Raw genomic sequence first — 12558 nt, forward strand, 5'->3', positions numbered from 1 at the left:
GGCGACCGACCCGGTGCCGCCGCGCTGAGCCGCGGCCGGCCGGGTCGCGCCGGCCGAGCCCGGGACGGGAAGACCGCGGATGGCCCGCGCGGAGTCTCCGCGCGGGCCATCACTGATTTCTGACGAAGCGTGACGAAACGTCAGCGAAGGCTGCTGTCCATCGAGTTGAGCATGGTGCCGGAGGCGTCGTCGTTCTCCAGGGAGAAGGCGAACAGCCCGCCCAGGCCCTTGGCCTTGGCGTAGGCCCCGCGCGCCTGGACGGCCTGCGGGGTGTCACCGGTCCAGAAGTTGGTGCCGTCGTAGACCCAGCTGCTCTCGGTGACCGGGTCCCAGTGGGTCTGGGCCGCGGTCGGGTTGAGCTCCTTCCAGGCGGCCAGGCCGGCCTCCTGGCTCAGCGGCTTCTTCGCCGTCGGGCCGGTCGCGCTCTGGTACAGGCCGTAGTTGGAGCCGGCCGGGACGCCGGTCCAGCCGCGCCAGTAGAACGGGATGCCCAGCACGATCTTGTTCGCGGGGAAGCCGCCGGGGATGCCGTACTCGGGCAGGCCGGTGGTGTACGCGGCGAGCGTGGTGTCCACGTTGTACTTGCGGGTGCCCGGGGTGATCGGCGTGGTCGGGTCGGCCGGGCTGTCGTGCAGCGGGTCCTGGTGGTTGGTCGGGCCGGTGGCGTCCCACGCGCCGTGCATGTCGTAGGACATCACGTCCGCGTAGTCCAGGTAGGCGCCGATCTTGTCGGTCTCCAGCTGGGCGACCTTGTCCTGGCCGCTGGGCAGTGCGGCGGTCAGCAGGTAGCGCTTGCCCTGGGCGGCGCCGAGGGCGTCCAGCTGGGTGCGGAACTCCTTGAGCAGCAGGGTGTAGTTCTGCTTGTCGGCCGCGGAGTAGTGGTTGCCGGTGTGGCCGCCGGCCGAGCCCGGGTACTCCCAGTCGAGGTCGACGCCGTCGAAGAGGCCCGCCGCCGAGGCCGCGCCGCCGGAGGCGTCACCGGCCACGCCGGTCGGCAGGTTTCCCTTGAGGAACATGTCGACGCACGAGGAGACGAAGGCCTTGCGGGAGGAGTCGGTGGCCGCCGCGTCGGAGAAGTACTTGGAGTACGTCCAGCCGCCGATCGAGATGGTGAACCGCAGGTTCGGGTACTTGGCCTTCAGCTGGCGCAGCTGGTTGAAGTTGCCCTTGAGCGGCTGCTCCCAGGTGTCGCTGCTGCCGTCCACGCTGGTGGCGGAGCTGTAGTCGGCCTGGTAGTCGGCGTAGGCGTCGCCCGCGCCGTCACCGGCGTTCGGGTTGGACTCGTTGGCCGAGTCGGAGGCCTTCACCGCCTGGAAGCAGGTGAACTTCGTCGGGTCGATGTTGGCGAACGCGTAGTGGACGACGTCCAGCTTGCCCGCCGCGCCGCTGGTGTCGACGTTCTTGGCGTTGTACGCGTTCTCGTAGACGCCCCACTGGTCGAAGTAGGCGGAGCGGATCGGCTGCTGGGCGGGGGCGGCCGCGGTGGTGGTGCTCACCGGCGCGGACTGGGCGGAGGCGTGGCTGCCGGAGTAGCCCTGGACGCTGAAGGTGTAGCTCCTGCCCGGCAGCAGCGAGCTGACCGCGACGGAGGTGCCCATCGAGGTGGCGACCAGCTGGCCGTTGGACCACACCTTGTAGGCGACCGGGCCGTCGCCGCTGGTGAGGGTGGACGGCTGCCAGGTGAGCACCACCGCGTTGGAGGTGGTCCTGGTGACCGCGAAGCCGGTCGGGGTGGTGACCTTGCCGTCCCCGGCCGGGCCGCTCGCGGTGGCCGTCGGGGTCGGGGTGGTGGTCGTGGGGGTGCCCGTCGGGCTGCCGGTCGCCGTCGGGCTCCCGGTGGGGCTGCCGGTGGCGGTGGGGCTCGCGGTGGCCGTCGGGCTGGCCGTGGCGGTCGGGCTGCCGGTGGCCGTCGGGCTGGTGGACGAGGTGGGGCCGGCCGGGCCGGTCAGCGTGAGGTCGTCCGCGTAGTAGGTGCCGGTGCCGTACCAGCCGTGGGTGAAGACCGTGACGGAGGTGGTGGTGGCGCCGGTGGTGAAGGTGGTGCTCAGCTGGTTCCAGCCGGTCGCGCCCGGCGTCCAGGCCGAGGAGTTGACGCCGGTGCCGGTGGCGCCCAGGTAGACGTAGCTGCCCTGGACCCAGCCGGCCAGGGTGTACGTGGTGTTCGGCTGGACGGTGACGGTCTGCTGGCACTGCGCGGTGTCGCCGGCCGAGGCGGCGCCGGCGAGCGCGCGGCTCCCGCCGTGCACCGGGGTGGTGACGACCGAGCCGTTGGAGCAGGTCCAGCCGGCCAGGGTGCCGGTCTCGAAGTCGCCGTTGGTCAGCAGGTTGACCGGGGCGGCCGAGGCGGAACCGAAGGTGAGGGCGATGGCGGCGCCGCTGGTGGTCAGCGTGGCGGCCAGGGCCAGTGCGGTGGCTCTTCTGCGCTGGGCGGCCCGGCGGTCGGCGCGCTCCCCGGCGGGGTGGGCGGGCCGTGCGGGCGTGACGCGGTCGTGCATGCGGTGGGTCCTCCGGATGTGTGGGGGGTTCCGGCGGTGCGGTGGCCCGGGACGGGCCGAGGGGAGCCGGCCCGGGCGCGGTGGGGGCGCGCGGGCTGGTGACGCGTGCTGACGAGCGGTGTGCGGACGAGCGGAGTGCGGACGCGACGGGCGGCCGACCCGTGCACGTCACGACTGAACAGATTGGACTGGACCAATATTCGCCGTCAAGGGTGTCCGCCCGCTGGACCGTTCCCTGCCGGGTCGGCGGCGGCCCGGTAGGTTGGCCGGTACGAGCAGGCCCGTCGAACGGAGGACGCGCGATGGACAGCCAGGACTGGGACGACCGCTACGCCGCGAGCGAGCTGGTGTGGGGTGCCGCGCCCAACCGGTGGGTGGTCCGGGAACTGGCCGGGCGCACTCCCGGCCACGCGCTGGACCTGGCCGCCGGAGAGGGCCGCAACGCGATCTGGCTGGCCGCCCAGGGCTGGGAGGTCACCGGACTGGACTTCTCCGCCGTCGCCCTGGAGCGCGCCGAACGGCTCACCGCCGAGCTGCCCGACGAGGTCGCCGACCGGCTCACCTGGCGCCACGGCGACGCCCGCGCCTACGAGGCCCCCGCCGCCGGCTACGACCTCGTCCTGGTCGCCTACCTGCAGATCCCCGCCGCGGAGCGCCGGGCCGCGCTGCGCCGCGCCGCCGACGCGCTCAGCCCCGGCGGCACCCTGCTGGTCATCGGGCACGACCTGAGCAACCTCACCGAGGGGGTCGGCGGCCCGCAGGACCCGGCCGTGCTCTTCACCCCGGAGGACGTCCTGGCGGACCTCGCCGACCGCGGGCTGCGCACCGTCCGCGCCGAGCGGGTGCACCGGACGGTCGGCGGCGAGCCGGGCCACAAGGGCGCTGCGGGCGCCGAGAGCGCCGAGCGCGTCGAGGGCGCCGAGGTGAACGGGGGCGGCCAGGGCAGCCGGGTCGCGGTGGACGCGCTGGTGCGGCTGGAGCGGAGCGGCGGTTGACGGGCGGGGGCGCCGGCGGGGCCTGCCGGACGGCTGCGCCCTGATCCGCCTGGCGGCGTACGACAACTGACGAATCGTCAACTAGCTTGTGGGGCATGAGGACTCGCATGCTCCCGGCGGTCTTGGCTGCCGTCGTGCTCCTGGCCGGCTGCGGCAGCTCGGGCGCCGGTTCCGAGGAGGAGCCGGCGCCCGGACCGACGGGTGCGCCGTCGGCCGGCGGGTCGTCGACCGGCGTGGCCCCGACCGGCGCGGCCCCGAGCGGCACCTCCCCGAGTGGGGCCGAGCGCCGCGCCGACGGTGCCCGGCTGCTCTACCGCGCCGGGGGCGGCCACAGCGCGCAGAACCCGGCCTTCGCCCCGGACGGCCGCTCGGTGCTGCTGACCGAGTTCAGCGAGGGCTACAACAAGGGCGCCGCTGCCCTCGGCATCCTGCCCCTGGACGGTGGCGCGCCGCGCACGGTGTTGGAGGATCCCGACAAGGCGGCCGTCAACCTCCCCGGCAGCAGCTGGAACGCCGCCGCCGACGCCTTCGCCTTCGCCACCGACCGGGAGTCCGGGCACGACGAGGTCTGGCTGATGAAGCCAGGCGGCACCCCCGAGCGGGTGACCAGCCACGCCGACGGCAGCGGTTACAGCGAACCGAGCTTCTCCCCGGACGGCGAGTGGATCGTCTTCCAGCAGAGCTGGGAGCCGGAGCACGCCGCGGTGCACGGCGACGCGGCCGAGCAGGACTCGCTCTGGAAGGTCCGCCGCGGCGGCGGCGCGCCCGTCCTGCTGGTGGACGGCCGGGGCACCGGATCCGACAACCGGCAGCCGAACTGGTCCCCGAAGGGCGACCGGATCGTCTTCCAGCGGCGGAGCGCGGGCCGCGAGGACTGGTCGCTGTGGACGGTGGACGCGGACGGCGGCGGACTGCGGCGGGTCACCGACGCGCCGGGCGAGCACACCGACCCGAGCTGGTCCCCGGACGGCCGCTTCCTGGTCTTCTCCTCCAACCTCGGCGACCTGCCGAACGCCCAGGTCTTCGTGGTGGACGCGGGCGGCGGCACTCCCGTCCGGGTGACCCGCGACGACACCGCCTACGACGGCGCGCCGAGCTGGTCCCCGGACGGGCAGTGGATCGCCTTCGAGTCCGCCCCGGGCGGCGAGGCCAACCCCGCCGCCCTCTGGCGCATCCAGGCCCCTGGAAACGGCTAGCCGACGGTGATCGTCACCACCGAGTACTGGGCGACGGTCAGCGGCACGCTGACCGTCGCGCCGGTGACGGTGTACGGGACGGCCTTGGGCGCCGGGTCGGTGCCGTCCGGGCTCGCGACGGTGACGGCGGTGACGCCCGCCCCGGCCGGGAGGGCGTAGGAGAGCGTGCAGTTGGCGGGTGCGCTGCGGAACGCCGCCGGGGTGTCGCCGAAGTTGGTGAAGTTCACCAGGTGGACGACGGTGTCGGCGCCGAGCCGCCGGGCGTCCAGGAAGATCCGGCGGTCCCCGGCGAGGGTGACCGCCGGCGGGGCGGCCTGCTGGACGGCGGTGAGCAGCTGGTCCGCCGAGGCCTGGTCGGTCTTGGTGAGGTAGCTCAGCCCGGGCAGTGCCTTGACGTACCAACAGCTTCCGCTGCCGTAGGAGTTCCGCTTGCCGGTGGGAAGCGGGTCGGCCTTGCGCAGGCCGAGCACGTCGGAGAGCGCGAACTCGGTGCGCTGGCCGCCGAGTTCGTCCAGCGCGGTGGGTGCCGGGCCGGTGATCACGATGGTTCCGCCGGCCGAGACGAAGCCGCGCAGCAGCGCCGCCTCGGTGTCCGAGACCGCCTGGAGGTTGGGCAGCAGCAGCACCTTGAACCGGGCCAGGTCGTCGGCGGTCAGGCCGGGGCTGGACACCGTGTCGAACGGGACGTGGGCGTAGACCAGCGCCTTGACGGTTCCCCGGAACTCGCCGAGCCAGGGGAGCGAGGCGCAGCTCATCTGCGGGTCGTCGCCGCCCCACCAGTCGGCGATCCCGGCCGGGGCCTTGGCGTTGACGTACATCCCGTTGCCCTCGCCCGGGGCCACGTAGTCCCGGGACGGCGCCGAGTGGTAGACGCCGACCTGTGCGATCGAGGCCGGGTCGTAGAGCTTCGTCTGGTTGGTGCGCACGAAGCGGTACATCCGGGTGCGCATCGCCGCGTCCACGGTGTCGTTCTTGAACGGGGTCTTCACCTCGTACGGGTTGCAGCCGGCCGCGATCAGCTGGGACATCACCAGCGAGGCGTCGTCGGCCTGCCAGCCATAGGAGAACGCCCAGGCCGGCTTGGTGCCGCTGGCGGCGCGGGCGTACTTGTACATGGAGATCAGGCAGACCCAGTCGGAGGCGGTGGCGTGCCGCATGCCGTCGTAGTTGCCGAGGATGTCCACCTCCCAGACCTGGCTGACGGCGCCGGGGGCCTGGCGCAGGTAGCCGCCGTCCAGGCCGATCGAGGTGGCGTAGCGGTAGTCCATCGACACGGTCTCGACGAAGGTGACCAGGTCGGGGTTGACCGAGCGGCCCGCGTCGGCGATGTCCAGCTGGAACTGGAGCAGGTTGCGGTGGCGCCACTCGACGTAGCGGCGGAAGACCGGGTCGGCGAAGTTCGCGGCCGTGGGAAGGGCGAGGCCGGTGTCGGCCTTGAACGCGGCGGCGCCCCAGGTGGAGGCGTCGCACCAGGACTGCACGCCGTCGAAGTAGATCGGGACGTCCGGCCAGATGCCGTCCACGCCGGTCGCGGCCACGCCCTTGATCCGCTTGAGGTAGTAGTCCCGCCAGGGCGAGTTGGGGCTGAGCCAGACGCTCTCGTCGCCCGGGTCGACCCAGACCACCACGCTGCCGTAGAACACGTTGGGCTTGCCGGCGAGGTCGCGCTGGACCCAGTTCTTGCCCTGGTCGTTCTTGTAGAAGGAGCGGCCCTTCTCACCGCCGGGGGAGATCAGCTCCAGCGACGGGTAGTACATGACGACCTTGAGGCCGGCGGCGTGGGCCAGGCCGGTTAACTGCTTCACCTCGGCCATGTGCGCGGCGAACTGGGCGTCGGTGAGCCAGTCGGAGAGCAGGGTGTCCAGCTCGATGACGCTGACCTCCTGCGCCTTGAGGGCGTCCACGGCGCTCTGCATGTCGGCGGGCTCGTTGAAGGTGCCGTCGGCGATGCGGGCGTAGCGGGCCCAGTCCGGCCAGGTCTGCGCGGCGGTCCCGGGGGCGGCGGCCAGGTGGGAGGTGGGCCACTGGCCCTGGTACTCCGAGTTTCCGTAGTCCTCGGCCGCGGCCGGTGCGGGCGGCGGCCCGGCGGCCCAGGCGGCGCCGCCGTTCAGCAGCCGGACGGTGGCCAGCGCGCCGCCGGCGCCGAGGCCGGCCCGGAGCAGTCTGCGGCGGCCGAGGCGGGATCCCCCCGGGCGTTCCGGGGTGGTGTGCTGTTCGGTTCCTTCGTGCTGCTCGGGCATGGTGGTCCCCCCAGCGTGAGCGGGCCGGCGCGGGTCGGCCTGGCCCGGGAACGGTCGTGAGCACTGCGAGTGGTGAGCACGGTGGATCGTGGGCACGGTGGGTCGTGGCGTACGGCGATCGGTGCGCGGACGGCGCGCCGTGGTTGCCGGCGGCGGTCCCGGGGCCGACCCTAGACCGTGTGCCGCCCCGGTCGTCCGGTCGCGGTCCACGGCTACGCCAGACGTCTGACCGCCGGTTCCCTCAGTGTGCGGACCGTTGTCGGGGTGAGGTCCGGGGGAGTTCGGGGTAGGGGTGCTCGCAGGGCGCCGTCGATGATCATAAATTCTCTACAGTGCTGTAGATTCGCGGCACGGGCGGTGGCAGAACGAGGAGGACGCGATGAGCGTTTCGCTGGCCAAGGGACAGAAGATCAGCCTGGAGAAGCCGGGCGGTGGACAACTGAGCCTGGTCCGGATGGGCCTCGGCTGGAAGGCGGCGGAGCGCAAGGGCTTCTTCGCCAAGCTGCTCGCCGCCGGCCGGGAGATCGACCTGGACGCCTCGGCGGTGCTGTTCGCCCAGGGGCGTCCGGTGGACGTGGTGTTCTTCCAGCACCTCAACAGCAACGACGGCTCGGTCCGGCACAGCGGGGACAACCTGGTCGGCGGCGCGGGCGACGCGACCGACGACGAGTCGATCACGGTCGACCTGACCGCCGTCTCCGCCGACGTCGACCAGATCGTCTTCACCGTCAACTCCTTCACCGGGCAGACCTTCCAGGAGGTCGAGGCGGCCTTCTGCCGGCTGGTGGACGAGACCACCGGCGTCGAGCTGGCCCGCTACACGCTCACCGCCGGCGGCCCGTACACCGCCCAGGTCATGGCCAAGGTGCAGCGCACGGCCACGGGTTGGCAGATGACCGCGATCGGCCAGCCCGCCAGCGGGCGGACCTTCCAGGACCTGATGCCGGAGCTGGTCAAGCACCTCTGAGCGGCTGGGGCGGGTGCCCGGCGCCGCGGGCGTCAGTGGACGTCGCGGCGCCGGAGCCCGGCCGGGGCCGTTGCGCGCGGGGAGGAATCCGTTGATCCGGGCGGGCCGCGGTTCGGCGAACGCCGGCCGTCGCCCGGCGCTTCCGGGTGGTCGGGGCGGACAACGGCGCGGCCGTGAGGCAGCGCCGGTTGAGCGGGGCGCGGTTCCTCAGGAGGAACCGCGCCCCTTTGCTCACTTCGTCGGGGCGGCCGACGGCGAGAAGGCGGCGCTGGGAGTGGTGCTGGGCGCGCCGCTCGGGGTGTCCGTCGCGGTCGGGGTGGGGGTGGGGCAGCCCGGGAGGGGCGTCGCCGTCGGGGTGCCGGTGGGCGTGGCGGCCGGGGAGGGGGAGCCCGTCGGGGTGGGCGTGCCGGTGGGGGTGGCCGTCGGGTCCGGGCAGCTGGTGGGCGTACCGGTCGGGGTACCCGTGGGCGTACCGGTCGGAGTCGTGGTGGGCGTGCCGGTCGGCGTCGCCGTCGGGGAGGCGCCGCCGCTCGGGGTGGTCGTCGGCGTCGCCGACGGCGAGGTCGAACCGCCGGGCGTGGGCGTGGCGGTGGGGCTCGGGGTCGTCGTCGGCTGGGGGCTCGGCGACTGGTCCGGCGTCGGCGTGACCGGTGCGGGCGGCTGCGGCTCCGTGCTGGGCGTGCCGCCGGTGCCCGTGCCCGAACCGCCGGTGGGCAGGCCCGGGAGGTACGGCGAGGGCAGCGGGGCGGGCGGCACCGGGGAGCCCGGACGGTTCGGGACGGTGGTCACCGTGCCGCTGCCGTAGTGCGCCATCCAGTTGCGCACCGTCCGCAGGTACTCGCCGGAGTTGTTGTAGCTGAGTATCGCCCGGTCGAGCTGCGCCGGGTCGGCGAGGTCGCGTCCGCCCGCGCACAGGTAGCGGCCGGCGCTCTCGGCGGCGTCGAAGATGTTGTTCGGGTCGGCCTTGCCGTCGCCGTTGGCGTCCACGCCCCAGGAGGCCCAGGTGGAGGGGATGAACTGCATCGGCCCGACGGCGCGGTCCCAGCGGGCGTCGCCGTCGTAGCGGCCGCCGTCGCTGTCGGGTATCGCGGCGAAGCCGTTGCCGTCCAGGGCCGGGCCGAGGATCGGCGTCAGCGTCGTGCCGGCGGCGTCCACCTGGCCGCCGTTGGCCTGGCCGGACTCGACCTGGCCGATCGCGGCGAGCAGCTGCCACGGCAGGTGGCAGCCCGGCGAGCGCTGCGCCAGCGAGGCCTCGGCCTGGCGATAGGCGGCGAGCACGGTGGCGGGCAGCGCGGGGCCGGTGGCCGCGAACGGGCCGGCCGAGGGCAGGCCGGGCAGGGTGCCGGGAGGCTGCGGGAGCTGGACGGTGCCGCCGCCGTCGGCCGGCACGCCGGTGCCGAAGGTGCCGGGGAGGTCCGTCGAGGGGCCGCCGCCGGGCAGGTAGCGGCCGGCGCCCTGATCGGCGGCGCCGTTCGCCGGACCGGCGTCGGCGACCGCGGCCGGGGCGAGCCCGATGCCCGTCACCTGAGAGCCGGTCAGCGCGGCCAGCGCGGCGAAGGCCGCCGCCGTCCCCGTGACCCGCTTGCCTATCCGGACCTTCCGCCCGTCCTTGGCCTTGCCGATCCGCACCGTCATCCGCTGCCCCTCCCCGTTGCCGTCCGGACCCTTCCGGAACGGTTGAGCTGTCGTCATCGTGCCCGTCCAGCCGAGGACCGGGCCCGCCGCCGCCACGATTAGTATCACGACGATCTGACAGGGACAGGGTGACCGGGAGGCGGACCGGAGCCCTCCGAGGGGTTAACTCGGCACCTCAGCGGGGGTGCGGCCGGGCGCCGTGCCGTCCGGCCGCCTGTGCCGCCTACCGCCTCCCGACCGCGACCCGGCGGCAACTCCCGTTCCGGTACGGAGAGTTGACCGTGGGGCCGACACCGGTGGGACGGGCGCTCCCGGGCGCCGGACCGGCGGTTCGGGGCACGGGGGTGGTGCGTCCGCGGCGTTTCGGGCCCCCCGGCGCCGCCCGCTGCCGCCCCTCCTGACCTGCTGGAACGTCGGAGGGCGTCGGTGGCGCCACTACCAGGAAGGACGTCGGGACGCCAGGGCGCGACCCCGACTCGGCCCTGGACGGGTGACGTTCTGGTGAAAATGGGCATGCCAGGAATGACTGCCCGGCATGCTGTGCCGCGTGATGATGCGGATGGAGGTCCAGACCGTGAGCCCGAACCTGCCGGAGACCCTCGCCGAGGGGACGGTCGTCCTGCCGGCTCCCCCTCGGGTGGTGGACGACCTGGCCCGTGACCTGACCCAGGCCGCCGCGGCCGTCCGGGCGGTGTCGCGCACCCGCCGCTCCGGTGGGGACGTCGCGGTCGCCGCGTACACCGCCGTGGTGTGCACCGGGCGGTCCCCCGCCGGCGTCCTGGAGGAGGCCGCCGCCTGGTGCCGGCAGGCCCCCGAGGCCGAGGTGCACTCGCTGGCCTGGGCGCGGGTGCCGGGACACCGCGAGGACGTCCACGAGTACCGCGTCACCATGGCCGTCAGCTTCCCCGACGACGAGACCGGCGAGCACGTCGGGGACACCCACCACGCCTACCGCTGACGCCGTATCATCGCCCTCATGACCGAGGGGGGTACGAACGAGATGACGAAGGACCCGACCGCCGACCCGGACGGCACGGCCGCGGGGGAGCACGCCGACGGCCCGCGGGAGCTCTCACGGGCCGCCGCCGTCGTGGTCACCCTGCTCGCGGCGCTGTTCGGCGCCGCGGTCCTGCTGGCCGTGTTCCACTGGCTGGGGTGGGGCGTCCCGTGGGTCGGCTGGATCGTCGCCAAGGCCGGGATCAAGCTCGCCGTCGGAGGCTTCGCCGGGCTGGCCGTCGGCTTCGCCTGGCTCCGGGGCAGACTGCGGGCGCGGCCCCGGAACTGACCGGCGGCCGGTCTCAACCGGCCTGCGGGGAGGGGCAGGTGAGGTCGCGCCCCGGTGCGGTGCCGTCCAGCAGGTAGCGCTCGACCACCGCGCTGACGCAGGTGTTGGACGTGGGGTACTGGCCGTGGTCGCCGCTCCCGGTGACGGTGACCAGCCTGGAGCCGCGCAGCGCGCGGTGGGCGCCGAGCGCCGCCTCGTAGTAGGTCGCCGGATCGTGCACCGAGTTGAGCATCAGCGTGGTCGGCAGGTGGGCGCCGGTCACCGTGACCTTGGGCGCCGGGGCGACCGGCCAGGCGGCGCAGACCGCGCTGAAGGCGAGCGTCCGGGCCCCGGCCAGCGGCCAGCGGGCGGTGTTCTCGGCGCCGCGCTCGATCCAGCTGCCCAGGTCCCTGGTCCACGGGGTGTCGTTGCAGGTCACCGCGAAGTACTCGGCGAGGAACTCCGGGCTGAGGTAGCTGTTGAAGGCCTTCGCGGCCGCCGCCCTGGTCGCCGGAGCGGCGCCCTGCCAGTCGTCGACGGTGGCCAGGATCCCGGCCAGGTCGGGGAAGTTGGCCGCCCGGTAGATCGCCGACATGGTGAGGCTGTCCAGCTGGTTCGGGCCGATCGTCACCGGGCCCTCGACGATGGGGGAGTCGTGCAGCGCGGCCCGCCGCTGCTCCCAGTGCGCCCGCACCTGCTCCGGCGTGGCGCCCCAGTGGTAGGTGGCGTCCCGGGCCGCGAGCCAGGGCACGAAGTCCTCGTCGAAGCGGCGCTGGAAGCTCATCGGCTGGCCCAGCTCGAAGGCCTCCCAGGTGCCGTCGAAGCCGATGTTGCTGTCCAGCACCATCCGTTCGACCCGGTGCGGGAAGAGCGTCCCGTAGTAGGCGCCGATCATGGAGGCGTAGGACGGGCCGTAGTAGCTGAGCCTGCGCTCGCCGAGCAGGCCGCGGAACAGGTCGATGTCGTGGGCCGTCTGCTCGGTGGTCAGGTAGGGGAGGAGGTCCCCGCTGCGCTCCTGGCAACCGGCGACCAGCTTCTTCGAGTTGGCGATGACCCGGTCGATGGCTGCCGGGGACTGGTCGCGGTAGTCGCCGGCCAGGAACTCCTGGAACTCCTCCGGGGTCTGGCAGACCGCCTTGGTGCTCTCGCCGACCCCGCGCTGGTCGAAGCCGACGACGTCGTACGCGGCGCCGAGCGCGGGGGCGGCGCCGGCCAGCCCGGCCGGGCGCAGCAGGCCGGAGCCGCCGGGCCCGCCGGCCGCCATCAGCAGGGTGCCCTTGCGCTTGGCCGGGTCGGTGGCGCGGTGCCGGGAGACGGCGATGGTCAGGTCGGCCCCGACGCCGGGGTGGTGCCAGTCACGCGGGGCGGTCATGGCGGCGCAGTCCAGCGCGGGCTGTTGGGCGCAGGGCTGCCAGTTCAGGCTCTGGTGGGTGTACCGGGCGGGCGCCGGGTCGACGTCGCCCGGGTCGCGGCCGGTGGCGGCCCCCGCGGTGGCGGGCGCCGCCAGGCCGGCCAGCACGGCGGCGGCGACGGCCAGAACGGCACGGCGGCTGCGCCGGGCGCGCCGCGGGGCGGTCTCGGCGGGCCGGCTCGCGGCCTTGCTCCGGGTCTGGTTCTGGTTCTGGGCCGGGGTCTTGGTCACGGTCTCGGTCACAGGAACGATCATGTCCGGCCCCGGCCTGACGATCGATCACCCCCACTGCCGTCTTCGGGGTGGTGCTGAGTACACCCCCGCCGGGGCGGGGGTGCCAGGGCCTCGGGTGGTC

9 protein-coding genes are annotated in these 12558 nt (G+C 74.0%); 5 read left to right on the plus strand and 4 right to left on the minus strand.

Features of this window, described 5'->3' with window-relative positions; genetic code table 11:
* Positions 1-140: 140 nt before the first annotated feature.
* Positions 141-2495 carry a glycosyl hydrolase family 18 protein gene (locus ACWDCZ_RS11995; protein ID WP_117492965.1) on the minus strand — a complete coding sequence of 785 codons (2355 nt, stop codon included), beginning with the start codon at positions 2493-2495 and terminating at the stop codon, positions 141-143.
* Positions 2496-2797: 302 nt separating this feature from the next.
* Between ACWDCZ_RS11995 and ACWDCZ_RS12000 the strand changes: the two genes are divergently transcribed.
* Both ACWDCZ_RS12000 and ACWDCZ_RS12005 read left to right on the plus strand, forming a co-directional pair.
* A complete protein-coding gene (locus tag ACWDCZ_RS12000) occupies positions 2798-3490 on the plus strand; it encodes a class I SAM-dependent methyltransferase (RefSeq protein WP_449815862.1) in 693 nt (230 codons plus the stop codon).
* Positions 3491-3585: 95 nt separating this feature from the next.
* Complete coding sequence (locus tag ACWDCZ_RS12005; protein WP_449815863.1) at positions 3586-4686, plus strand: TolB family protein; 1101 nt, start codon at positions 3586-3588, stop codon at positions 4684-4686.
* Here the strand turns inward: ACWDCZ_RS12005 and ACWDCZ_RS12010 are convergent.
* Complete coding sequence (locus ACWDCZ_RS12010; protein ID WP_449815864.1) at positions 4683-6926, minus strand: hypothetical protein; 2244 nt, start codon at positions 6924-6926, stop codon at positions 4683-4685. The genes ACWDCZ_RS12005 and ACWDCZ_RS12010 overlap by 4 nt on opposite strands.
* A gap of 379 nt (positions 6927-7305) precedes the next feature.
* On the opposite strand from ACWDCZ_RS12010, the gene ACWDCZ_RS12015 reads away from it, so the two are divergent.
* On the plus strand, positions 7306-7893 hold the full coding sequence (locus ACWDCZ_RS12015; RefSeq protein ID WP_449815865.1) for a TerD family protein: 588 nt from the start codon (positions 7306-7308) through the stop codon (positions 7891-7893).
* A 231-nt stretch (positions 7894-8124) separates the two neighbouring features.
* On the opposite strand, the gene ACWDCZ_RS12020 is transcribed toward ACWDCZ_RS12015, so the two are convergent.
* Positions 8125-9528: a lytic transglycosylase domain-containing protein gene (locus ACWDCZ_RS12020; protein WP_449815911.1), complete on the minus strand. Its 1404-nt coding sequence runs from the start codon at positions 9526-9528 to the stop codon at positions 8125-8127.
* A gap of 547 nt (positions 9529-10075) precedes the next feature.
* Here ACWDCZ_RS12020 and ACWDCZ_RS12025 point away from each other — a divergent pair.
* Together ACWDCZ_RS12025 and ACWDCZ_RS12030 are read left to right on the plus strand one after the other, a co-directional pair.
* Complete coding sequence (locus ACWDCZ_RS12025) at positions 10076-10486, plus strand: hypothetical protein (RefSeq protein ID WP_143204668.1); 411 nt, start codon at positions 10076-10078, stop codon at positions 10484-10486.
* Between the two features lie 18 nt (positions 10487-10504).
* Positions 10505-10813, plus strand: coding sequence for a hypothetical protein (locus tag ACWDCZ_RS12030; RefSeq protein WP_380777468.1), 309 nt, complete (start codon positions 10505-10507; stop codon positions 10811-10813).
* 13 nt (positions 10814-10826) lie between these two features.
* Here ACWDCZ_RS12030 and ACWDCZ_RS12035 read toward each other — a convergent pair whose 3' ends face one another.
* Positions 10827-12446: an alpha/beta hydrolase gene (locus tag ACWDCZ_RS12035; protein WP_449815866.1), complete on the minus strand. Its 1620-nt coding sequence runs from the start codon at positions 12444-12446 to the stop codon at positions 10827-10829.
* Between the last annotated feature and the right edge of the window lie 112 nt (positions 12447-12558).

It is taken from the genome of Kitasatospora sp. NPDC001225 (assembly GCF_053597855.1).

Bases quoted from the DNA above. Each gene is read 5' to 3' on its own strand.
- ACWDCZ_RS12010 (WP_449815864.1), bottom strand. From the start codon at position 6,926: ATGCCCGAGCAGCACGAAGGAACCGAACAGCACACCACCCCGGAACGC.
- ACWDCZ_RS12005 (WP_449815863.1), top strand. From the start codon at position 3,586: ATGAGGACTCGCATGCTCCCGGCGGTCTTGGCTGCCGTCGTGCTCCTG.
- ACWDCZ_RS11995 (WP_117492965.1), bottom strand. From the start codon at position 2,495: ATGCACGACCGCGTCACGCCCGCACGGCCCGCCCACCCCGCCGGGGAG.
- ACWDCZ_RS12015 (WP_449815865.1), top strand. From the start codon at position 7,306: ATGAGCGTTTCGCTGGCCAAGGGACAGAAGATCAGCCTGGAGAAGCCG.
- ACWDCZ_RS12030 (WP_380777468.1), top strand. From the start codon at position 10,505: ATGACCGAGGGGGGTACGAACGAGATGACGAAGGACCCGACCGCCGAC.
- ACWDCZ_RS12020 (WP_449815911.1), bottom strand. From the start codon at position 9,528: ATGACGGTGCGGATCGGCAAGGCCAAGGACGGGCGGAAGGTCCGGATA.
- ACWDCZ_RS12000 (WP_449815862.1), top strand. From the start codon at position 2,798: ATGGACAGCCAGGACTGGGACGACCGCTACGCCGCGAGCGAGCTGGTG.